This window comes from Blastococcus sp. SYSU D00813 (genome assembly GCF_054050735.1).
Genome location: NZ_JBJGZX010000002.1, coordinates 78,479 through 100,421, shown reverse-complemented (window position 1 = coordinate 100,421; position 21,943 = coordinate 78,479). Strand labels below are relative to the sequence as shown.

Genomic DNA, 21,943 nt, shown 5'->3' with positions numbered 1-21,943 from the left:
CCGGCGGGCGCCCGGTCACTCCCAGCGATGAGGTCGCGCGCCATCTAACTCCCCGTAGTGCGCAAACGCCCACACGGGGCGGCGCGCAGACCCCTGGCGCACTGCGCAGAGTCACGTATCGTGACGTCCTCGTGGTGGACGGCTCCGTCACCACAGCACCCGAACGGATCGCCCCCAGCCTCGGGAGGGCCGCGCTCGATGGCCGACGGACGTGCCGGCGAACGATGGACCAGCAGCGGCACCGGCGTGCAGGACGCGCCGGCGCCGGCCGACCCACCCGTGCCCGCGGTCTCGGTGTGCATCCCGCTGTACCGCAAGGAGGAGTTCATCGGGGCGACGATCCAGAGCGTCCTCGACCAGACCTTCGGCGACTTCGAGCTCGTCGTCCTCGACAACGCCAGCCCCGACCGGTCGGCCGAGATCGCGCGGTCGTTCGACGACCCCCGGATCCGCGTCGTGCAGAACGCGGAGACCATCCCGCCGACCGACAACTTCAACACGGTCGTCGCCCTCTCCCGGGCGCCGCTGGTCAAGGTCCTGTGCGCCGACGACCTGCTGCGCCCGGCCTGCCTGGAGCGGCAGGTCGGCGTCCTGCAGGCCGATCCCGGGCTGGCCCTGGTCACCTGCCGGCACGACCTGGTCGACGGCGAGGGCCAGGTTGTCTCCCGCGACCGCACGCTGCGCACCCGCGACCTCGTCGGCCGCCAGGACCGCGCCACGATCGTCCGCCGGCTGGTGCGGCACGGGGGCATCCCCGTGGGCAGCGTCAACAACGTGATGTTCCGCCGGACGGCGTTCGAGGCCGCCGGCGGCTTCCCGGTCGACGAGGACTTCTTCATCATCGACGTGGCCGCCTGGGTGCGGCTGCTCGAGCACGGCGACTACTACGGCATCCCGGAGAGCCTCGCCGGGTTCCGGGTGCACTCCGGTTCCAACTCCCGCGACCTCGGCGGCGAGGCGATCGCGACGCAGCGGCGGTTCGTCGCCTCGCTGATCCGGGACAACGCCGGCGTCGTCCGGCCGCGGGACCGGTTCTTCAGCGCCCTGCGCGCGCCGGTCACCCGGGTGCGCCACCACATGCTGTTCGCCGCGGCCGGCCCGACCGCCAGCCCGCTCAGCCGCGCCGCGGGGCGGCTCCTGAAGCTCGGCAAGGGCGCGGCCTAGTGACCTCCTCCCCCCGGCACGCCGCGATCTCCCCGTCGCCCGGCAGTCCCGTCGCCGACGTCGCGGTCCTCGAGGTGGAGCCCGAGGGACACCGCCTGCACTACCTCGCCCACCTGGTCCGGGCCGCGGGTCCGGGCCGGTGCGTCGTGCTGACCACCGACCGGGCGGTCCGCTCGGAGGACCACGCGCTGGTGGCGCCGGCCCTCGCCGAGGCGACCGTGGTGCTCGACGACACCGCCACCCCCGGCGCCGCGCTGGCGTCGGCGCTCGCGGTCGCCCGCGAACGCGGCATCCCGGCGCTGGTCGTGCCCGAGGGCGACGACTACGTCGTCCCCCTGCTGCGCCACCTGGTCCGCCGTCCCCGCGCCCGCACCGAGGTCCGGCTGCTGCTCATGCGCACCCAGGCCGTGCGCGGGCCGGAGCCGTTCACGTCGGTCGCGCTGGTCAAGCCCCTGCTCGTGCAGCTGCTGCGGCTCTCCCGGCGGGTCCGGCTGCACTTCCTCACCGACGCGCTCGGCGTCGTCCGGCGGCGCAGCGGCTACCCCGGCGTCCGCCCGGTCGAGGACCCGGTGGCGCCGCCGGCGCCGGGCACCCCGGCCCGGCCCGGGTGGCTCCCCGCGGCGTCGCCGGACTCGGTGCTCGTGGGCGTCTTCGGCGTCGTCACGCCGCGCAAGAACCTGCCGCTGCTGGTCGAGGCGGTGTCGCGGACCGACGACGCGGTGCTCGTCGTCGGCGGGCGGCTGGCCCCCGAGGTGCGCGCGTTCGTCGACGCCGACGCCGACGTGGCCGCCCTGCGGGCCGCCGGGCGCCTGGTCGTCGTCGACCGCCTCCTCGACGCCGACGAGCTGGCCGGCGCGCTGGCCGCGGTGGACGTCGTGGCGGTCCTGCACGACAACGACTCCCCCAGCGGGATCCTCGCCGAGGCCTGCGTGCGGGGGACGCCGTCGCTGGTGCCCACCGGCGGCTGGCTGGCCCGGGTGGTCGACGCGACCGGCACCGGGGTGACCACCGCCCTCGACCCGGACGACGTGGCGGCGGCCCTGCGCCGCGTGCGCACCGGCTCCACCGCCCTGGCCGCGGCCGTCGACGCGGCGGCCGGCCGCATCGGGACGACGCGCTTCACCGACGCGCTGCTGGGCCGGCGATGACGTCGAGCGGCGTCCTGGCCCCGGCGGTCCCCCGCCCCTCCGCACCGCCGGCCTGGCGGCGGGTGGCCGGCGGGCGCGCGGCGTACCTCGTCCCGGTGGCGCTGGTCGTGCTCGCCATGCCGCTGGTGCGGCCCAACCTCTTCGGCGAGTTCGCCTCGTTCGCCGGCGCGGGGCTGCTGGTGCTGGCCGCGGCGCTGGCCGTGGCCCTCCGCGCCGCGGCCGGGACCCGCCGCCCGGCCGGCCCCGGAGGGATCGGCCCGGCCGTCGTGCTCGTGGTCCTCCTCGGGCTGGCCTACCTGTGGCTCCTGGTCCAGGCGGCCGTCATGGAGCCCGCCGGGATGGGGCGCACCGCGCTGCAGGGCGCGTTCCTGACCGTCGGCGCCGTCCTCGCCGTGGTGGTCGTCTGCGCCGAGCCGCGCGCGCGGCTGGCCGTGGGCCGGGCGTTCGTGTTCGTCGTGGTCGCCCTGTGCGCCTCCTACGTCGTCACCGCCGTCCTCTGGCTCGTCGCCGGGGTCGGGTCGGGCGTCCTCACGACGATCCCGGCCGGGGCCTCGCCGGATCCCGAGCCGCTGTTCTTCCCGCTGACGCCCACGCTCGGCACCCAGGCCGTCCTCGGCATCGAGTTCCCCCGCTTCACCGGCCTGGGCCGCGAGCCGGGGTGGATGGCGATGTACTGCGCCGTCGCCTACTTCCTGACCGACATGGTGGGCTGGCGCAGTCGCCGGCTGAAGGCGACGCTGCTCGCCGGCCTGGTCGGCTGCATCTCGACGGCCGGCTTCGGCGTGTTCGTAGTCGCCTGGGCGTACCACGCGTTCCTGCGCGACCGGGGCACCGGGATCACCCTCGGCGGGTACCTGCGCCAGCTGTTCGGGCTGGCCGCCCTGGGCGGCGCCATCTGGCTGGCCGTGGCGGCGCCGGTGCTGGGCCTGGCCGCGAAGTCGACGCAGAACGTCGTCTCCCTCGACGAGCGGCAGGTGGCCACCGAGGCCGGCCTGCGCGCGCTCACCGAGCGGCCGCTGGGCGGGGCGCCCGAGGTGGCGCAGGCCGGCATCAACCTCATCTCCGACATCTCGGTGAGCGGGCTGCCGTTCGTCGTCCTCGTCACCCTGGCGCTGCTGCTGCCGGCGGCGCTGCTCCGCGGCCCGGCGCGCTTCAGCCACGCCGTCGTCGTCTCCGTCTTCCTCACGCTGCTGCTCTCCCAGCCGCCCAAGGACTCGACCTGGGCCTACGCCGTCGTGGCGCTGGCCCTCCTGCTGCGGGGGGCCGACATGGAGCCGCTCGTGCCGACCACCCGCCGTTCCACGACACCGTCCGGGAGGGCGCCGTGAACGCTCGTGACTACATCGCGCTGGTGAGGGAGCGGAAGCTCATCATCGCCCTCTGCGTGCTGGCCTGCCTCGGCCTCGCCGCGGTCGTCACGTCGCTGATGCCGAAGTCGTACACCTCGACGGTCACGTTCTACCTCTCGTCGGAGGTCACGTCGGAGGAGGGCGCCGGCGACCCGTTCCTGACCGCGCAGCTGCCGGCAGAGCGGGCGGCCTCCTTCGCCGAGCTGCTCACCGGGCCCCGGGTCGCCGCCGACGCCGCCGAGCAGCTGGGCGGGGGAATCACCGGCGCCGAGGTCGCCGACTCCGTCGCCGCCGGGGTCGAGCCCGAGAGCGTCGTCCTCACCCTCACCGCCACCGGCGACACCGCCGAGCGGGCGCGGGACGTCGCGCAGGCGGTGTCGGACTCCTTCGTGGCGCTCGTGGCCGAGCTCGAGACCGGTCCCGCCCCCGCCGAGGGGGAGGAAGCAGCCCCGGCCCCGCCGGTCGCGGTCGTCGCCGACGTCCTGCAGCCGGCCGACCTGCCGGACTCGCCGACCAGCCCGTCGCTGCTGCTGAACCTGCTGATCGGGCTGGCCGTCGGCCTGCTGGTCGGCGTCACCGCCGCGGTCGCCCGGCACGCCCTGGACACCCGGCTGCGGTCGGCGCGGCAGCTCGCCGAGGCCGTGGGCGCACCGGTGCTGGGCGCGGTGCCCGCCGACCGGAAGGCCGCGGAGCACCCGGTGGCCCTCACCGCCGAGAGCGCCGACGCACGGCGACCCCACCCGCGCGTGGAGGCCTACCGCAGGATCCGCACCGCCCTCCAGGCGGCCCAGCCGGGACCTGCGGGGGGCGTGCTCGTGGTCGCCAGCGCCCGCCGCGGGGAGGGGCGCACCACCACCGCGTGCAACCTCGCGGCCTTCCTGGCGGCGGTGGGCGCCCGCGTCGTGCTGGTGGACGGCGACCTGCGCCACCCCCGGGTGACCGACGTGCTCGGCCTCGACCGGGGCGACGCACCCGGCCTGGGCGAGGTGCTCTCCGGCGCGGCCACCCTCCGGCAGGCGACGCTGCGCTGGGAGCCCGAGTACGTGGACGTGATCCCCGGCGGCGCCCCCACCGCGCGCTCGAACGAGCTGCTCGCCTCGCGCCGGGCCCAGGAGGCGCTGGCCGACCTGCGGACCCGCTACGACTACGTGGTCGTCGACTCCTCGCCCGTCCTGTCCGTGGCCGACGCCGCGAGCCTGGCGAGGCTCGCCGACGGCGTGGTGCTGGTCGGCCGGTGGCGCCGGACGAGGGGTCCCGACGCACAAGCGGCCGCCGCCTACCTGCGCTCGGTCTCCGCGCCCGTGCTCGGCGCGGTGCTCACCCGCGTGCCGCGCCGCCGGATCACGCCGGCCGACCTGGCCGCCGGCGCCGGCACCGGCACCGTGGCCGCGCCGGCCACCCGCCGGCCCGCCGCCGATGCCCCTGTCGATCCCGGCCGGGCGGTCGCCGGCCCCGAGCCCACCGGGCCGCCGGCCGGCAAGCCGCCGTCGGACCGGATGGGTGAGGTCTCCCCCATCCCCGACTCCCACAAGCAGGACCGCCGCGGCGGGCCCCCGTCGCGCAAGCGGCGCGCGAGCTGACCGGTGGCGTACGAGCCGGGGCGGCGGCCGGTCTCCCGCCGCGCGGTGCTGGGCACGGGCGTCGCGCTCGTGCTCGGGACCGCTGCCGCCTGCTCGGCGTCGGGGGACGACCCGTCGCCGCCCCGGCGCACCGACGCGGCGACGACCAGCCCGCCGCCGCCCCCGGCGACGCCCAGCGGGGAGCCGCTGCTCTCCGGCGTCCCGGTCGTGGACGTGCGGGCGCTCGGGGCGGTCGGCGACGGTCGCGCCGACGACACCGACGCCGTCCGCCGCGGCCTGGACCAGGTGAACGCCGGCGGCGGCACGCTCTACTTCCCCGCCGGCCAGTACCTCTACCGCGGCGGGGCGCTGCAGCCGGCGGCCGGCGTCACCCTCGCCGGGGTGCCCGGCGCCTCGACGGTGCTGTTCGACTCCCCCGGCTCCTCCGGCTTCGTGAGCCTGCTGTCCGTCGAGACGGCAGGCGTGACGGTCGACGGCCTGGTGCTGCGCCGGGCCGGCGCGTTCCGGGCCGTGCTCGTCGACATCGGCGGGGTGGCCGGCTTCCGGCTGTCCCGCAGCGTGCTCGACGGGGCCGTCCCGGACTTCCCCGGCCCCGAGTGCCACGGCATCAAGTTCCCCGACCGCGGCGCCGCGCAGGACGTCGTCATCTCCGGGTCGACGCTGCGCGGCCTCGTCTACGGGCTGCTGATGGCCAACGCCTCGACCGCCACGGTCACCGGCGTCACGGTCGAGGAGAGCACGTTCACCGGCAACGCCAACACCGACCTGGAGTTCAACAGCCCCAGCGGCTGGATCCGGCGGATCCGGGTCGACGGCTGCACCTTCGCCGACAACGACTCGGAGGGCTTCGGGGTCGGCCTGGCCCACGTCGAGGACGCCGTGGTCAGCAACTGCTCCTTCGACACGTACTCGCTCGAGGCCGTCCACGTCGAGGACTACAGCGACGAGGTGACCGTCCGCCGGAACACCTTCCGCGCCTGCGGCCTGCGGATGCACTCGCACGTGCAGGTGATCAGCGGCTGCACGAACGTGCGGGTCGTCGAGAACACGTTCGACGCCACGGCCAACGCTGAGCTGATCTACGTGGTGAACGCGCTGCCCGGCGGCACCCAGCCGACCGCCGGCGGCCGTCCCTCGGACGGGCCGTCGGACGTCCTCGTCCGCGGCAACACCTTCGACTGCTCGGCCGACGCGGTCCCCGTCTACTTCCAGGACGTCGAGCGCGGCGAGATCAGCGGCAACACCATCACCGCCCAGGCCGCCGACGACCCGTCGGAGGCCTTCCGGCTGCTCGAGGACCCGGGGACGACGGTCACCGGGAACGCCATCAACGGCCGGACGTACTGACCGCCGCCGGCAGCGCCGTCCGTCTCTTGGCGACCAGCAGGTGCCCGAGGATGTAGAGCTGCGAGAGGGTGAACCCGGCCGCGGCCTCCACCGGCCCGGCGACCGCGGCCAGGACGTACGTGACCACCAGGCCCAGGCACAGCCCGATGCCGACGGCGGTGCCGACGGCCCGCTCGGCGCCCCGGTTCTGCAGGACGGTCGCCATGCCCTGGTTGACCGTCGAGAAGGCCGCCCCGACCGCGAGGACGGCGAACGTCGGCCCCGAGTCGGCGAACTCGTCGCCGAGGATCCACGGGATCAGCAGCGGCCCGATCAGCGCCGCCACGAGCGGCCCGAGCGTGAGGGCGAGGGAGAGCAGCCCGATCCGGCGCTCCTCCCGCCGCAGCGCCTCGGGGTCCTTCCCGGCCCGGGCGAGCCAGGGGGCGCCGACCAGCGCGAGGGACGACGAGAGGAACAGCAGCGGGCCGAGCAGCCGGCCGGCGCCGGCGTAGATGCCGCCGACCGTGGCGCCGCCGCCGGCGGTGGCGAGCGGGGTGTCGAGCTGCTGGCCGATCGCGGCGAGGGAGACGACGCCGAAGGAGAGGCTGCGGCGGTGCACCGCGAGGGTCTCGCCGAACCCGGCGGCGGCTTCCGGGGCCCGGCCGAGGAAGACCCGGTCGAGCCCGGCCTCGACCACGAAGCTGGCGACCAGGCCGATCGCGAGCCCGAGCTCGGGCGCGCCGGCGACGACCAGGACGACGGTGACCACGAGGCCGGTGGCCCGCCCGGCCAGCTGCGCCCACGCCGCCCGCGAGAAGCGCTCCTGCGACCGCAGCAGGGCGTTGGCCGTCTGGGCCTCCCACACGGCCCAGCCGACGAGGCCGAGGACCAGGCCCTCCACGAGCCCCGGCGCGATGAGCACGCAGGCCACGACGTCGGGGACGAGGAGGAGCGGGACGGCGCGCCGCTTGGCCGAGCACCAGGCCCGGCCGCGCGCCAGGGTCACCCGGTCGGCGGCGACCTCACGGACGAGGTAGCCGATCAGGCCCGCGTCGAAGACCGTCGCGCCGATGCTGCCCAGCGCGAAGCAGGTGGCGACCAGGCCGAGCCCGGCCGGGCCGATGCCGCGCGCGGCGACGACGTAGGTGAGGCCGATGAGCACCTGGCCGGCGGCGAGGGACGCCGCGACGCCGCCGAGCCGCCCGACGAGCAGCCGCCCGGCGTTGGGCTCCCGGGCCACGGTGGTCACGCGGCGGGGGTCCTCACGCAGACGTCCTCCTCCGGGCGGGCCGACCGGCGAAGACTAGATCACCGGTCCGGGCGGTGGCGGCCCGAGGCCCGCAATCCGGGCCGCGACCTGCGTACATTGCGCTGCGTGAGGGACGCCGGAGCGAGGAGTGGACCGGTCGGCGCGGCTCCCGACGTCGTCGTGGTCGGGCTGCACTACGCCCCGGAGCACTCGGGCAACGCGCCGTACACGACCGGCCTGGCGCGGCACCTCGCGGCGGCCGGGCTCCGCGTCACCGCGGTCACCGGCTACCCGCACTACCCGCAGTGGCGGCTGTACCCGGGCTACGAGCGGCGCCGTCCCCGGGAGGACGACCGCGGCGTGCGGCTGCGCCGGCTGCGGCACCCGGTCCCGGCCCGCCCCACCGGCCGCGCGCGCATCGTCATGGAGTCGGTGTTCGCCGCGGGCGTGCTCGGGCAGCTGCTGCGCCGCCGGGCCGACGTCGTCGTCGCGGTGAGTCCCGTGCTGCTGTCGCTGGTCCCCGCGGTGCTGCTGCGCCGGCTGCGCGGCTACCGGGTCGGCGTCCTCACCCAGGACCTCTACGGCGCGGCGCTGGCCGAGACCGGGATGGGCGGCGGGCGGCTCACCCGGGCGACCGCGGCGCTCGAGCTGGCGCTGCTGCGCCGGGCGGACGCCGTCGTGGTGATCCACGAGGTCTTCCGGGCGCGGCTGGTCGCCGGCGGGGTGCCGGCCGAGCGGATCCAGGTGATCCCGAACTGGACGCACGTGACGGTGCCCGAGGCGGTCGACCGGGACGCCGTCCGTGCCGAGCTGGGCTGGGGCGAGGACGAGGTCATCGCGCTGCACGCCGGGAACATGGGCGTCAAGCAGGGGCTGGAGGGGCTGGTCGAGACGGCGCGGCTGGCCGGCGAGCGGGGCAGCAAGGTGCGGGTGGTGCTGCTCGGCGACGGGTCCCGGCGGCCGGCGCTGGCCGAGCTGGGGGCCGGCCTGCCGCGGCTGACCTTCACCGACCCGCTGCCCGACGGCCGGTTCGAGGCAGCGCTGGCCGCCGCCGACGTCCTGCTGCTGCACGAGAAGCCCGGCGTCGTGGAGATGTCGGTGCCCAGCAAGCTGACCAGCTACTTCAGCGCCGGCCGGCCCGTCGTCGCCGCGACCGACGCGCGCAGCGGCGCGGCCGCGCTGATGGCCGCTTCCGGCGCCGGTGTCGTGGCGCCGGCCGGGGACGCCGAGGCGATCCTGGCCGCGGTCGAGTCGGTGGCCGCCGACCCCGCGGCGGCCGACGCGATGGGCGAGGCCGGCCGCGCCTACGCGGCGACCGTCCTCACCGGGGCGGAGTCGCTGGCGCGGTACGAGGCGTGGGTGCGCGACCTGCTCAGCCGCTGAGCCGGGCCACCAGCTCCGCCCAGCTGCCGGCCGCGGCGTCGCGCGGGCTCACCACGCCGACCGGCAGCGGCCAGTCGATGGCGAGGTCGGGGTCGTCGTAGCGGACGGCGAGGTCCTCGCTCGCGTCGTGCTCGCGGTCGATGCGGTAGCAGACGTCGGCCTCCTCGGTGAGCACCTGGAAGCCGTGCAGGAAACCCGGCGGCACGTACAGGTGCCGGCCCTCCTCGTCGTCGAGCCGGAAGGTGGCGCTGCGGCCGAAGGTGGCCGAGCCCGGGCGGGCGTCGACGAGCACGTCGAGCACCGCGCCGCGGGCGCAGCGGACGAGCTTGGCCTCGCCGCGGCCGGCCCGGCCGTGCATGCCGCGCACGACGCCGCGGCGCGAGCGCGACTGGCTGTCCTGCAGGAAGGCGCGGGCGTCGACGCCGGCCTGCGCGGCCACGGCGACGTCGAGGGTGCGCATGAACCAGCCACGCTCGTCGGCGTGCCGGGCCTCGGGCAGGAAGCAGACGACGTCGGCCAGCTCCGACCGCTCGATCCGCACGGTCAGTACGCCCCGGAGCTGCGCAGCACGGCACCGGCCGTGCGCAGCAGGATGGCGGCGTCCAGGGCCGGCGACCAGTTCTCCACGTAGCGGACGTCGAGCGCCACCGACTCCTCCCAGCTGAGGTCGGAGCGGCCGCTGACCTGCCACAGGCCGGTGATGCCGGGCTTGACCAGCAGCCGGCGGTGCATCGCCGGGCCGTACTGCTCGACCTCGCGGGTCACGTGCGGGCGCGGCCCGACGAGCGACATCTCCCCCTTGAGCACGTTGAACAGCTGCGGCAGCTCGTCGAGCGAGTACTTGCGCAGGAAGCGCCCCACCGGCGTGACGCGGGGGTCGGCGCGCAGCTTGAACTGCACCGCGTTGCCCTCGTTGAACACCATGAGGTCGCCCATCCGCGCCTCCGCGTCGACGACCATGCTGCGGAACTTCAGCACGTCGAACTCCCGGCCGTTCTTGCCGATCCGGCGGTGCCGGTAGAAGGCCGGGCCGGGACTGGTCGCCCGGATCAGCGCGGCCAGGCCCACCAGCACCGGGGCCACGGCGAGGATCAGCAGGCCGGCGACGAGCCGGTCGAACGCGTCCTTGGCCACGCGTCGCGCGCCGCGGAACTCCGGCTCCCGCACGGAGAGCAGGGGCAGGGTCGCCGTCGGCCGGACGAGCAGCCGGTGCGGGGCGACCTCCACCATGCCCGAGCACACCAGGAGCTCGACGTGGGTGCCCTCGAGCTGCCAGGCGAGCTCCCGGGTGTAGCGCGCCGCCGTCTCGCTCGCCGACGCCACGAGAACTGCGTCGGCCCGGACGTCGTCGACGACCGGCACGACGCCGTCCAGCCCCCCGAGGACCGGGACGCCCATCCCGACCAGGGTCGCGGAGGACGCTGGATCGGGCACGCACGCGCCGACCACCTGCAACCCGGCCGCGGGATCGCGCTCGAGTCGCTGGACGACGTCCAGCACCGCGGCGTCCCGGCCGACGACCAGCACCCGCTTGCCCCGCGTCCCGCGACGCCGGGCGCGGGTGAGCCGGCGGCGGTGCACGACGCGGCCGAGCAGCGTCAGCACGGTGACCGCGGGGACGGCGGCCAGCTGCAGGCGGTGCCACTCCGCCAGGTGGGCCGACGGCGCGGCCAGCGCCAGCGCCGTCGTCAGCAGCAGTCCGCCCACGGCGACGCGGCGGTACTCGTCGCCACCCGCGCCCTGACGTCGCTCGGCGTACGCGCCGAGCGCCAGGAGCAGGACCGGCCAGAGGAGGACGACGAGGCCGCCCGGGAGCCACGAGGGCGAGGCGCCGCGGAGGCCGGCGTGCTGCGCGAGGACGACGGCCACGACGGCGGCGAGGACGTCGGTGACGACCAGGCCGGTCGTGTGGGTCACGAGCCAGGTCGGGGTTGGACGGCGGCGGGCGCTGTACGGGTCGTAGCGCGGCGGCCCCGGAGGCTCCGGCAGGAGCGAGGCGGCCGGCCGGCCGGTCAGCGGTCCGGCGCGCCGCGGCGGAGGGACGGGCCGCAGCCGGTCGAGCGGCCGGACCTCGGGGTCGTCCTCACCGGGGACGCCGTCCTCTCCGGCGTCGGTGTCCCCGCCGTCGATCCGGCTCGTCGTCATGGGCACCTCCGATCGCCTGCGGGAGAGCGCCGCGGCGACCGCACGTCCCGCGATCGGATGGCACTCCGTCGAGTGGACGATGGTCCGAATGTGACTGTCAGTCAACACGTCCCGGTGCCGAGCAGGTCACATTCCTCGCGTGTTCACCCTGAGTCACCGAGCGTTTGCGCGAGTCGGGCCGATCAGGCGGTCAGCGGACGAACAGCACGTTCCCGAACACCACGGGGACGCGGTCGATGACCGGGCGGAAGCCCTGGCCCCGCAACCAGCGGAGGACCTCGTCGTACAGCGGGGCGCCCGCGTACAGCGGCTTGCGCGAGACCTCCATCAGGACCGCCCCGGTGCGGGCGAGGGTCCGGGGTCCCGCCTCGAGGGCGGCCAGTTCCGCGCCCTGCATGTCCAGCCACATCAGGTCGATGCGCGGTAGGGGGTGGGCCTCGAGCCAGGCGTCCATCGTCGTCGTCGGCACCTGGAGCTCCGCGCCGAAGACGACCTCCGGGAAGGCCTCCAGGTGACCGGTCGGGGCGAGCAGCGACGAGCTGTCGGTGCAGCCCGGGTCGTCGGTCCGGTCGCTCAGGTACATCGTCATCGTGCCGGTCCGGTCGGCGAGCGCGACCGGGTACCGGCGGACCTCCGGCATGGCGGCGGTGAGCTGCTCGACCTTGGCCATCGCGCTGGGGACCGGCTCGAAGGCGTGCACCTCGCAGCCGGGCCAGCGGCGCACGAACTCCGCGGTGTCCCTGCCGTCGGCCGCGCCCGCCTCGATGACGACGGGGTGGTCGGGGACGTACCGCGCGACCTCGTCCAGGGTGATCTCGCTGGGCTGCAGCCCACGGAGCTTGCGCATCAGCAGGTCGGGGCGTCGCAGGGCGAAGCGGATCTTCTCGGGGAGCTGGGTGGACGAGGACATCGGCGCGCTCATCTCGAGGGAGAGGTCGACGGGATCCGGAGCCTGCCCGGCGATCGGCCCCGCCACAAGGCCCGCGGGACCGCGGGCGGCGAGGCCGGTCAGCCCCCCGCGCCGCGGAACACGCAGCCGACCGTCCGGATCAGGATCTTCACGTCGAGCCAGAGCGACCAGTTCTCGATGTAGTAGTTGTCGAACCGGGCCCGGTCGGCGATGGACGTGTTGCCGCGCAGGTGGTGGATCTGCGCCCAGCCGGTCAGGCCGGAGGGCACCCGGTGGCGCGCGGCGTAGCTGGGGTACAGCTCGCGGAACTCGGAGACGAAGTGCGGCCGCTCGGGCCGGGGGCCGACGAGGCTCATGTCGCCGGTCAGCACGTTGAACAGCTGGGGCAGCTCGTCGAGCGAGCTGCGGCGCAGGAAGCGGCCGAGCCGGTCGAGCCGGTCGTCGTCGGCGATGTTCCACCGGGTGGCCGACTCCGCCGGGTCCTCCGGCGTCATCGTCCGGAACTTGAGCAGGGTGAACGAGCGGCCGTCGACGCCGATCCGCTCCTGCCGGAACAGGACGCCGGGGCCGCCGTGCACGCGCACCGCGAGGGCGACGAGCGCGAGGACCGGCGCCATGAGGAAGAGCACCGCGCCGGTGAGGACGACGTCGACCGCGCGCTTGGCCCGCCACCCCGGCGTCCGGTAGGTGGCGCGGCGCAGCCGGATCAGCGGGATGCCCCACAGCTGCTCGACGTCCGGACCGGCGTTGTGCAGCTCGAAGAAGCGCGGCACGAGGAACAGCTCGCAGCGGTGCCGGCCGGAGGTGCGGATGACGTCGACCATCTGCGATTCCTTGAGGGAGGAGAAGGCGACGACGACGTCGGTGACGGCCTCGCGCTCCAGCACCTCGGCGAGCACCCACGGGCCACCGAGCACCGGGAGGCCGGAGCGGCCGCCGGTCATCCGCGGGTCGGCGTCGAGGAAGCCGATCGGGGTGAGCCCGAGGTCCGGGTGCTCCTGCAGCGCCCGGGCGACCTGGCTGCCCACCTCGCCGGCGCCGACCACGAGGGTGCGCCGTCGTGGGCGGCCGCGGTGGCGGAGCTCGCGCACCGCGCCGTAGGCGAGCGCGCGAAGGACCAGCAGGAGCGCGCCGACCAGGCAGACGGCGCCGGCGAAGCCCCAGTCGAGGAGGTAGCCGGCCGCGGGGACCCCGGACCAGGCCATGTCGGCGAGGACGGCCACCCCGCACGCGGTCAGCCAGCGGCCGGTCAGGCGGGGGGCGTCGTCGAGCACGGAGAGCGTCAGGCGGGGCCGGTGCAGCCCGCCGATCCACAGCAGGGCCAGCAGGGCCGCGCCGAAGAACGCCATGAGGCGCCAGGCGTCGTTGTGGACCAGGACGCCGACCGTGGCCGCGGCGGTGTCGGAGGCGACGAGCAGCGCGGCGGGTCCGGAGCGGGCGAGCGCCGAGGGTCTGCGGTGGACGGCGCGGGCCCCCGAGGGGCGGTGGTCGGGCCCGACCGCCACGAGGGCAGGCGCGTCGGGCGGACGCGGGCCTCCTCCGGCGGGCGGGGCCGGGGTGCGCTCGCTGCGCGATCGGCCGTACATGGGCACCTCGGACGACTTCGAGGGTGGACGAGTGGGCACGTGCCGCGGTTCCGCGGAGCGTTCGCGCGCCGGGCCGGGAGCGGTTCGACCGGCCGGAGGAGCGACGCGGGCCTGGCTGCAGCAGGCGGTACCGCGGGAGGAGCCGGTCAGTCCGGCGGGGAGGTGACGCCCAGGACGCGGGCGCGCGTCGACCCGCTGTCGCCGGAGACGCCGGCGCCGGCGCCGTAACCGGGCACGGCCGTGCCCGATGAGGTGAGGACGGCGGCCGGCGAGTCCTGGCCGTTCAGGTGACCGCCACCGGAGGGACCGCCGGTCGCGGCCGCGCACGGGGCGGCGGGAGCCGGAGCCGCGGGCGGTGCGGCGGGCGTCGGGGCGACCGGCAGGCGGTCGCGGAGGGGCGGCGCGGCGCCGGAGTCGCTGACGGTCGCCGGCGCCGAGGCCGGCGCGCGGGAGCGGACGCGGTCGGGGGCGTCGGCCGTGTCCGCCCGCGTGGTCCGGTCCGGGTCGCACGTCCGGGTCGCTGCCGTCGGCGCCGCCCGCACGAGGGGTGCCGCGTCGAGCACGAGCCCGTCCGCGACCACGACCTCGACGGGTCCGGGGACGTCGGGGACGGTCCCGGTGCCGGTCGCCTCGGTGGTCGCGGCGACGGCGGCCGGGCCTCCGGCCTGCTCGACCGGCGCCGCTGTGGCCAGCGCCGGGGCGGCCGCGGGCGGGGGCACCGGTGCTGCGGGCTCCGCGGGCGGCGATGCGGCTGGGGTGTCGGCCGGTAGCGCGGGGACTCCGGCCGGGGGTCCGGGATCCGCCGGGGGGGTGGGCACGTCGGCCGGCGGGCCGGGGTCGGCCGGGGGTCCGGAGGTGTCGCCGTCGGCGGGTTCCTCCTGGCCGGTGCCGCCGTCCGCTCCGCTGCCGCCGGAGCCCTCACCCGACGACCCGGACCCCGGCGCGGAGCCGCCCTCGTACGGGGGCGGATCGGCGGGACGGCCCGGTCCGCTGCCGGACCCGTGTGAGCCGGGCACCGGTGGCGGGTCGGGGAGGTCCTGGGTCGGCGGCGGCTCTGCGGGCGCCTCCTCGGGCGGCGGCGCCTCGACAGGGGCCCGCTCCGCGACGTCCGGCGGCGGTGGTCCGGCAGGTGCGGTGGCGGCCTGAGACTCCTCCGGCGCCCCGCCGGCCGGGGGCTGCTGCCAGCCCGGGGGCCCGGGGTCGCCGCCGGTCGCGGAGTGGTCCGGGGGCCCGGGGCGGTCGGGGGCGTCGGCGCGGGCGGCGCCGGCAGCCACAGCGAGCAGGAGGGCGAAGCCGAGGCCGAGGAGGAGGACGAGGAGGAGCCGCCGCAGCGTGCGCCGCGCGCCGACCCGGTCGGGGAGGGCAGCGGCGGTGTGCATGTGCGCGCTCCCCCTCACCGTGCGTGGGCCGGCGCCGTCCGTGGCACCTCGCCGTCCGAAACTAACGCCGGGTCACCGCTTGCGTCGGTGTCCCGGCCCCACGAGACGACTCGGCGGGGATTCCATGACCGAGAGTGACGCCATGTCGTCGGGCTGTTGCGACACCATCGATCGAGCACGGCCATCGGCGCGGCGTTCGGGTCTTCCCCGGCGGATCCAGTCGCGGCGCTCGGCCTCTCGGACCACCCGGCCGAAGGCGATGCCAAACAGGGCGGCCAGCACGGCCCAGGCGGTCAGCAGCCACGCCCACCACGGCATCGGATCGTCCTCGACGCTCGTCCCCGTGCGGCACCAAGGTCCCGCCGGTGCGCAGCGGGCGTCAAGGGACCGGGGCGTGCCGGTCAGGCAGGGCCGGGCGACCACCAGTCGTCGAGGGCGTGGGCGTGCTCGGCGGAGCAGGCGCGGCGGCCACGGACCCGGTACCGCGGCGAGGGCAGCGCGCGGCCGCACCACTCGCAGCGGCGCCGCGCGTCGAGGACGCGCGCCGTCCAGCCCAGCACACCCGGCACCATGCCCACCTTCGTCGGAGTGCGCTACACGCTCCCCGACGCCGGCCGGTCCTGCAACGGGTCACCGGTCCAGCACGAACGTCCTAGGCTGCCCGCGTGTCGCTGCGCCGCGCCTCGCTGGTGGTCGTCGCCGTGCTCATGGCCGGCACGGCGGCGTGTAGCTCCTCGGCCTCCGAGACCGCTGCCCTCTTCTTCTCGCTCGGGGATCCGGATGCCGTTGTCGACGAGCAGACGGTGGTCGACGCCGGCGAGGAGGCCCTGACCCGAGCGCAGGCCGATGGGGACATCCCCGACTCGGTGTCGCTGCGCCACCAGTCGGACACGATGGTCCTCGAGGTCGTCGCCGAAGCCGACAGCTCGGCCGACGCTGCCGAGACGGCGAACCGCGCCGTCGAGGAGCTGGTCGCCAGGCTGAACGCGGCCCCGGGCCTCGACTCTGGGCAGCTCGTCGTCGTCGAGCTGGCCGAGGGCTGACCCGGCGACGATTCGTCAGCCGCGGCTGGTCTCCCCGGCGGCGTCGGTCGCGACCTCGAGGGTGTGCGCGTCCGCCTCGCGGCGGAGCGGCCAGGCGGCGGGGAGCACGAGCCGCGGTGCAACCCCAACCAGGACGGCGACCAGGAAGGCCACGCCGGCGAGCGCCTCGCCGGACTCCTCGATGAATGCCGAGGCAGCTGCCAACGTGCTGGCCCGGCCATAGGTCTCCTGCACGAGGTAGGACACCCCCGACAGACCGACCGCCGCGAAGGCGTACAGCGCGACGGCCACGAGGACCCGCCGACGGTCACGCTTCTCCGCCCGGCTGACGAACGCGAGCATCGCCAGGACGGCGACGGCAGCCAGCCCACTGAGGACGAGAGCCGGCGCCGCGCCCAGAACCGTGACCACCTCGTCCATGGCCGCGACGTGGATGGTGCTACCGGCCTTGATGACCGCAATGACGGCGGCGAGGAGCCCCACGGTCGTCCACCAGCTGCGGCGACCGGGGATACGCGAGGCGGCGATCAGAGCAGCAAGGGACGCTACGGCGAACAGCCCCGCCACGAACAGACGGGGCGCCGAGTACGGGGCGTCCATGGAGAGGGCGTGCGCGGTCGGGCCGGTCGCGCCGGTCAGCCGCAGCGCGTAGCCGACGGCCTCGAGCGCGACGGCGGTCGCGGCGAGCGCCACCCCGACCGGCGGCATCGGGATGCGCCGGCGCCTCGGGAGCAGCGCCGGCACAGAGGTGGGATGGGCGCCGGTGTCGGCGGCGCGCTGGTCGGCCAGCCGGATGCCCCGCCCGAGGAGGACGGCCACGAGGGCAGCCAGCAGCACCCAGACGGTCAGGCCCACGGCGATCCAGAACCACACGACCTGCTCATCGGCAGTGAGCGGTTCGGGCGTGACGGGGTGGTCACACGAAAGGGGCAGCCGCGGCGTGTGGAGCCATTGGGCTCAATGAATCGGGAGTGACGCCGGACGGAAGTCCTCGGGCAGGTCGCCGGTCGTCAGCGGCCGGCCGGTGTGCGGAGCGCGGCGATCGGCCAGCGCGATGCTCCGCCCGACCACGACGGCGGCGAGCACCGACAGCACGACCCAGAGGGCGAGGACCACGAGCCACGTCTGCACGTTTGCTTCATCGGCAGGCCCGGACCCGACCGCTACCTGCAGCTGGGGTCAGCTGGTGACCTCCGTGGGCCGAGCCAGGCTCGGCCGGTCGCCGACGACGTCGTCGGCGTCATCAGGACGACCTTCGGGGGCCGCCGGTCCCCGGCCGAGGCGCCGCAGGCGGAGCCGGGCCGGCGTCTCATAGAGGAGGAAGACCGGGACCGACAAGGCGATGACCGCAGCCATGCCGAGCCAGCCCAGCCAGCCGTCCACGTGCAGGATCTGCAGGACCCGCAGCAGTGGCATGTGCAGCAGGTAGAGCGCGAAGCTCGCCTCACCCAGGAGCACCAGTGGCCGCCACGCCAACCACCCACTCCACCGCCGGGGCCGCACGCCCAGCGCGAGGACGAGTCCGGCGAAGAGCGGGCTCATCAGCAGGTAGGCCGGGCTGACCGGCTGCCACCAGGACAGGGCCACGATCCCGCCGAGGCTGACGGCCAGCAGCAGGCTCCGCCGAGCTCCCGCTGGCAGCCACTCGCGTCCTCCCCGGACGAAGAACAACGCCGCTCCGATGCCCAGCACGAACTCGAACAGGTGCGTCACCGGGAACTGGTAGACGAGGAACCCGCCGCGGGCCTCGGGAGCGAGCTGCTGGATGGCCACGACCAGCAGGGCCTGGCACGCCCAGCCGCCGCCCAGGACGAGGGCAATTCCGTGCCAGCGGAGCCGGCGCAGCCAGACGATGAGCACCGGGAAGAGCGCGTAGAAGAAGACCTCGCAGGCGATGCTCCACGCCGGCCCGTTCCAGGGCTGGTTGAAGGAGGCGATCGGCAGCCAGCCGGTGGTCATCGACAGCTGCGCGGCGAGGCTGATGAGCAGTGACGCCCCGACGTGCGAGTCCAGGGCGTACCAGTCCAGGAGGTGCCCCTGGTCGCGGTGCATCCAGGCGTAGGCGACGCCGACGGCAGCGAGAGCGAGGCTGAGAACCGTCACCGGGTACAGCCGGGCGAAGCGTGCGGTCCAGAACCGGCGTCGTGCGGTCTTGCCGGCCAGACCGCCGTAGTTGTACGCCAGGACGAAACCGGACAGGACGAAGAACAAGGTGACGGCCGTGCGTCCCCCGTCCAGTACCTCGAACACCCGGGCCGGTGAGACGGCGACCGCCTCGTCGCTGAAGTGCGAGACGACGACCGCCAGCGCCGCGAGGAAGCGCAGTCCCGTCAGCGCGGGTAGCGCCCGGTCGTCGTGGACCACGTCCGCAGCCCTGCCACGCGCTCGCGCCATGGGCGGCGAAGGTAGTGGCGCTCGCGGGTCCGCCGGCTCCGCCGATGCACCCTCACCCGATCGGGTGACGGACCGGTCCGGCCATGCGCCTGGTGGAGCGCGTGTGACGCGCGTGGCGGCGGGACGCCGGATCCCCGGGAGTCGACACGGGCGTTGGCAGGACATGCCCATGGTTTCGACTGAAGACCACAGGACCTGACGCCTAGAAAGCAAGTGTGTACCTGTTCGTGTTCGTCGGCCTGGCCTGGCTGCTCACCGCCCCCGCGATGGCGGTGCTGATCGGGAAGGCGGTGTCGCTCGCCGAGCGGCACGCGCGCCCGGCCTCGCGGTTCGCCGCGCTCGAGGCGGAGCTGCGGGGCGGGCGGCGGCCGGCCGCGGGGCGGCACTGATGCCGCACCACGGCGTCTCCCCCGCTGGGGTGACGCACCTCCCCAGCAGCGGTCGAGACGGCGGTCCGGACACCTACCGTCCGCTCGTGCGCCTTCTCTTCGTCTGCACGGGCAACCTGTGCCGCTCCCCCGTGGCCGAGCGCCTCATGTTCGCCCGGGCTGCGCGCTCGCTCGCGGAGAGCCCCGAGCTCGCGCGGGTCGAGGTCGTCAGCGCCGGCGTGCACGCCGAGGCCGGCACCCGGATGGACCCGCACAGCGCCCGCGCCCTCCAGGCACTGGGCGGCGACCCGGCGGATTTCGCCTCACAGCGCCTCACGGCCGAGCTGGCCCGCTCGGCCGACCTGGTGCTCACCATGACGCGGGAGCACCGCCAGGCTGCTCTCGGCCTGAACCCGCGCGGCCTGCGCCGGACGTTCACCCTCGCCGAGGCCGCCGACCTGGTGCAGCTCGCCGACCTCTCGGGTCTCAGCCTCATGCCGATCGACGCGCGGACGCCGGAGCTGGGCCTGCGGCTGGACGCCGCACGGTCACGCCGGCAGACCGGGCGGTCCGACGACATCGCCGACCCGGTGGGGCAGCGGGCCGCCGTCCACGCCGACGTCGCCGGCACCATCGACCGCGCCCTCCGCCCGCTGGCGGAGGTGCTGTTCAGCAGCGTGCGCCAGCAGCTCGCCGCGCCGATCTCCGCCTAGGCCGCGTCGGGGTCGCCCTGGGCGGCCGCGCTGTGCAGCGAGGCGATCCGCGCCAGCAGCGGGATGAGCGCCTCCGCGATCGCCGCGCCGACCTCCTCGTGCACCTCCACCGGCAGGCCGATGGGGTCGCGGACGTCGTCGCCCGGGCCGGCCTGCCGGCGTGACCGGGCGCCGTTCATCTCGCGCACCAGCGCACGCGCGCGGTCGGCGAGACCCTCCCCCGGCACGTCGACGTCACCGAGGAGGTGGACCAGGTCGGCGGCCTCCCGCAGCGTGAAGGTGCGGGCGAGCGCACGGGGAGCCAGCTCGAGCACCCGCCGGCGGTGGGCCCGGGTCGAGGTGAGCGTGAGGTCGGCGTCGATGGCCATGTCCTCGACGATCTGCCGGGCCACGAAACCGGCCGGATCCCCGCCGTAGCCCTGGAGGACGAGCGCACTGTCGGGGTGCATGGCCGAGCCGACCACCGCGCCGACGCCGGCGCTCGTCAACCGGACCAGGTGGGCGTCCGCACCGAGCCGGTCGTCGAGGTAGGCGCGGCCCAGCCGCTCGGCGAGAGCCGACCGGCAGATGTTGCCCGTGCACACCAGGAGCACGGTGAAGACCGGCTCAGGCGACCAGTGGCGGGGCACCGGCACATCGTGCCCCTGGTCAGTACGCCCCGCTGCCGCGGACGACGGCGCCGATGGTCTTCCACAGGATCATGAAGTCGAACGCGAGTGACCAGTTCTCGACGTAGCGGACGTCGATGCGCACCGAGTCGTCCCAGGAGAGGTCCGACCGGCCGCTGACCTGCCACAGACCGGTCAGCCCCGGCTTGACCAGGAAGCGGCGGTGCATGTCGTAGCCGTACTTCTCGACCTCGCGCTGCAGCGGCGGCCGGGGGCCGACCAGGCTCATGTCGCCCTTGACCACGTTGATCAGCTGGGGCAGCTCGTCGATGGAGTAACGGCGGAGCACCCGGCCGACGCTGGTGACGCGGGGGTCGACCTTCTTCTTGAACAGCACCTCGTTGCCGTCGCTGCCGGCCTCGGCGGCGAGCGCGTCGACCATCCGGTCGGCGTCGACGACCATGCTGCGGAACTTCAGCATCGAGAAGGTCTGCCCGTCACGGCCGACCCGCTCCTGGCGGAAGAACACCGGTCCGCGGCTGGTCACCTTCACCGCCAGCGCAATGCCGACCAGGATCGGGGCGAGGAAGAGCAGGCCGAGGGCCGCGCTGGTGCGGTCGAAGGCCTCCTTGGTCAGCCGGCGGACGCCCTTCAGCTCCGGGCGCTCCAGGTGCATCAGCGGGAGACCGCTCACCGGCCGGATCCGCACCCGCGGGCCGACGACCTCGGTGACGGCGGGAGCGAGGAGGAGCTCGGCGTCGGTAGCCTCGAGCTCCCAGCCGAGGCGACGCAGCGCGGGCCCGTCGAGCTCGGGGCACGGCAGGACCGCGACGGTGTCGACCTCGTAGGCCTTGACCACCTCCGCCACCTCGGTCAGGTCGCCGAGCACGGGCAGGCCGTGGAAGGCGTCCTTGCGCTCGTCCTGCTGACCGGCGGGCAGGCAGCAGCCGATCACGCGGTAGCCGTGGAAGGCCTCGCGGTCGAGCTGTTCGTCCAGGGCGCCCACCCCGCCGCGGTGGCCGACGAGGATGGTGGTCTGCATGTTCCGGCCGTGCCGGCGAGTCCGGTGGAGTACCTGGCGCTGCGCGTACCGGGCGCCCAGGCTGAGCACCGTTGCCAGCGGCAGCGCGATGACGACGAAGCCGCGGGCAACGTCGAGCTTGAACGCCCAGGACACCGTGCCGACGGCGGCCAGCAGCATCATCGCGGCCACGAAGACCCGGCGAAACTCCTCTGGCCCCTCCCAGAGGAAGCGCTCCTCATAGGCGCGGCCGACGAGCATCGCGAGCACCCAGACGGCCGGCAGCAGCACGGCGAGCGCGAGCGGGACATGGGCCTCGCCGCGCTCCGCCGGACCGAAGCGGACCAGGTAGCCGACGCAGGCCGCCAGGCCGGCGATGACCGCATCGACGGCCGTCAAGCGGCGGACGTACGCCCCACGCCACGCGCGCCGAGCGGTCGTCCCCTCGCCGCGGAGTCGCGGGGCGAGAAAGCCCCAGCCCCGGCTACGGACGATCTCGGGTTGACGGACGGCCTCGTAACGCGCGACAGCCATGGGAAGAGACGCACCCCCGTGCGAATGGCAGCCCACGATCACC

At 75.5% G+C, this 21,943-nt stretch carries 22 protein-coding genes; 9 read left to right on the top strand and 13 right to left on the bottom strand.

Annotated elements, in window-relative coordinates; genetic code table 11:
- Positions 1–198: 198 nt before the first annotated feature.
- The 5 genes from ACI8AX_RS01885 to ACI8AX_RS01865 are packed head-to-tail and all read left to right on the top strand — an operon-like array spanning position 199 to position 6,588.
- Positions 199–1,164 (top strand): glycosyltransferase family 2 protein, encoded by a 966-nt coding sequence (locus tag ACI8AX_RS01885; RefSeq protein ID WP_456548090.1) that lies wholly within the window; start codon positions 199–201, stop codon positions 1,162–1,164.
- Positions 1,164–2,312, top strand: coding sequence for a hypothetical protein (locus tag ACI8AX_RS01880; protein WP_456548089.1), 1,149 nt, complete (start codon positions 1,164–1,166; stop codon positions 2,310–2,312). The genes ACI8AX_RS01885 and ACI8AX_RS01880 overlap by 1 nt, the downstream gene beginning before the upstream one ends.
- Positions 2,309–3,640 carry a hypothetical protein gene (locus ACI8AX_RS01875; RefSeq protein WP_456548088.1) on the top strand — a complete coding sequence of 444 codons (1,332 nt, stop codon included), beginning with the start codon at positions 2,309–2,311 and terminating at the stop codon, positions 3,638–3,640. The genes ACI8AX_RS01880 and ACI8AX_RS01875 overlap by 4 nt, the downstream gene beginning before the upstream one ends.
- Positions 3,637–5,241 carry a polysaccharide biosynthesis tyrosine autokinase gene (locus ACI8AX_RS01870; RefSeq protein WP_456548087.1) on the top strand — a complete coding sequence of 535 codons (1,605 nt, stop codon included), beginning with the start codon at positions 3,637–3,639 and terminating at the stop codon, positions 5,239–5,241. Before ACI8AX_RS01875 ends, ACI8AX_RS01870 begins: the two co-directional genes overlap by 4 nt.
- Before the next feature lie 3 nt (positions 5,242–5,244).
- Positions 5,245–6,588 (top strand): right-handed parallel beta-helix repeat-containing protein, encoded by a 1,344-nt coding sequence (locus ACI8AX_RS01865; RefSeq protein ID WP_456548086.1) that lies wholly within the window; start codon positions 5,245–5,247, stop codon positions 6,586–6,588.
- On the opposite strand, the gene ACI8AX_RS01860 is transcribed toward ACI8AX_RS01865, so the two are convergent.
- On the bottom strand, positions 6,569–7,816 hold the full coding sequence (locus tag ACI8AX_RS01860) for a lipopolysaccharide biosynthesis protein (RefSeq protein WP_456548085.1): 1,248 nt from the start codon (positions 7,814–7,816) through the stop codon (positions 6,569–6,571). The two genes, ACI8AX_RS01865 and ACI8AX_RS01860, sit on opposite strands and share 20 nt — an antisense overlap.
- Before the next feature lie 126 nt (positions 7,817–7,942).
- Here ACI8AX_RS01860 and ACI8AX_RS01855 point away from each other — a divergent pair, with 126 nt between their 5' ends.
- Positions 7,943–9,199, top strand: coding sequence for a glycosyltransferase family 4 protein (locus tag ACI8AX_RS01855; RefSeq protein ID WP_456548084.1), 1,257 nt, complete (start codon positions 7,943–7,945; stop codon positions 9,197–9,199).
- Here ACI8AX_RS01855 and ACI8AX_RS01850 read toward each other — a convergent pair.
- The 7 genes from ACI8AX_RS01850 to ACI8AX_RS01820 form a co-directional block, all read right to left on the bottom strand.
- Positions 9,189–9,740, bottom strand: a complete 552-nt coding sequence (locus ACI8AX_RS01850; RefSeq protein ID WP_456548083.1) for a dTDP-4-dehydrorhamnose 3,5-epimerase family protein — start codon at positions 9,738–9,740, stop codon at positions 9,189–9,191. The two genes, ACI8AX_RS01855 and ACI8AX_RS01850, sit on opposite strands and share 11 nt — an antisense overlap.
- A gap of 2 nt (positions 9,741–9,742) precedes the next feature.
- A complete protein-coding gene (locus tag ACI8AX_RS01845) occupies positions 9,743–11,344 on the bottom strand; it encodes a sugar transferase (RefSeq protein ID WP_456548082.1) in 1,602 nt (533 codons plus the stop codon).
- A 190-nt stretch (positions 11,345–11,534) separates the two neighbouring features.
- On the bottom strand, positions 11,535–12,254 hold the full coding sequence (locus tag ACI8AX_RS01840; protein ID WP_456548081.1) for an FkbM family methyltransferase: 720 nt from the start codon (positions 12,252–12,254) through the stop codon (positions 11,535–11,537).
- Positions 12,255–12,352: 98 nt separating this feature from the next.
- Positions 12,353–13,759 carry a sugar transferase gene (locus ACI8AX_RS01835; protein WP_456548080.1) on the bottom strand — a complete coding sequence of 469 codons (1,407 nt, stop codon included), beginning with the start codon at positions 13,757–13,759 and terminating at the stop codon, positions 12,353–12,355.
- A gap of 227 nt (positions 13,760–13,986) precedes the next feature.
- A complete protein-coding gene (locus ACI8AX_RS01830) occupies positions 13,987–14,559 on the bottom strand; it encodes a hypothetical protein (protein WP_456548079.1) in 573 nt (190 codons plus the stop codon).
- Between the two features lie 732 nt (positions 14,560–15,291).
- The gene (locus ACI8AX_RS01825; RefSeq protein WP_456548078.1) at positions 15,292–15,537 is read right to left on the bottom strand and encodes a hypothetical protein; all 246 of its coding nucleotides are present in this window, start codon (positions 15,535–15,537) and stop codon (positions 15,292–15,294) included.
- Positions 15,538–15,620: 83 nt separating this feature from the next.
- Positions 15,621–15,791, bottom strand: coding sequence for a hypothetical protein (locus ACI8AX_RS01820; protein WP_456548077.1), 171 nt, complete (start codon positions 15,789–15,791; stop codon positions 15,621–15,623).
- Positions 15,792–15,884: 93 nt separating this feature from the next.
- Here ACI8AX_RS01820 and ACI8AX_RS01815 point away from each other — a divergent pair, with 93 nt between their 5' ends.
- Positions 15,885–16,262, top strand: coding sequence for a hypothetical protein (locus tag ACI8AX_RS01815; RefSeq protein WP_456548076.1), 378 nt, complete (start codon positions 15,885–15,887; stop codon positions 16,260–16,262).
- Between the two features lie 15 nt (positions 16,263–16,277).
- Here the strand turns inward: ACI8AX_RS01815 and ACI8AX_RS01810 are convergent, their stop codons facing one another.
- The 3 genes from ACI8AX_RS01810 to ACI8AX_RS01800 all read right to left on the bottom strand — a co-directional run bounded on the left by ACI8AX_RS01810 (position 16,278) and on the right by ACI8AX_RS01800 (position 18,656).
- A complete protein-coding gene (locus ACI8AX_RS01810) occupies positions 16,278–17,135 on the bottom strand; it encodes a hypothetical protein (protein WP_456548075.1) in 858 nt (285 codons plus the stop codon).
- 84 nt (positions 17,136–17,219) lie between these two features.
- Complete coding sequence (locus tag ACI8AX_RS01805; protein WP_456548074.1) at positions 17,220–17,393, bottom strand: hypothetical protein; 174 nt, start codon at positions 17,391–17,393, stop codon at positions 17,220–17,222.
- 48 nt (positions 17,394–17,441) lie between these two features.
- Positions 17,442–18,656, bottom strand: a complete 1,215-nt coding sequence (locus ACI8AX_RS01800; RefSeq protein ID WP_456548073.1) for an acyltransferase family protein — start codon at positions 18,654–18,656, stop codon at positions 17,442–17,444.
- A 215-nt stretch (positions 18,657–18,871) separates the two neighbouring features.
- On the opposite strand from ACI8AX_RS01800, the gene ACI8AX_RS01795 reads away from it, so the two are divergent.
- A complete protein-coding gene (locus tag ACI8AX_RS01795; RefSeq protein ID WP_456548072.1) occupies positions 18,872–19,045 on the top strand; it encodes a hypothetical protein in 174 nt (57 codons plus the stop codon).
- Positions 19,046–19,131: 86 nt separating this feature from the next.
- Entirely contained in the window at positions 19,132–19,737 is a 606-nt protein-coding gene (locus tag ACI8AX_RS01790) for an arsenate reductase/protein-tyrosine-phosphatase family protein (RefSeq protein WP_456548071.1), read from the top strand.
- Here the strand turns inward: ACI8AX_RS01790 and ACI8AX_RS01785 are convergent.
- Both ACI8AX_RS01785 and ACI8AX_RS01780 read right to left on the bottom strand, forming a co-directional pair.
- Complete coding sequence (locus ACI8AX_RS01785) at positions 19,734–20,366, bottom strand: arsenate reductase/protein-tyrosine-phosphatase family protein (protein ID WP_456548070.1); 633 nt, start codon at positions 20,364–20,366, stop codon at positions 19,734–19,736. The two genes, ACI8AX_RS01790 and ACI8AX_RS01785, sit on opposite strands and share 4 nt — an antisense overlap.
- A 19-nt stretch (positions 20,367–20,385) precedes the next feature.
- Complete coding sequence (locus tag ACI8AX_RS01780; RefSeq protein WP_456548069.1) at positions 20,386–21,765, bottom strand: sugar transferase; 1,380 nt, start codon at positions 21,763–21,765, stop codon at positions 20,386–20,388.
- Between the last annotated feature and the right edge of the window lie 178 nt (positions 21,766–21,943).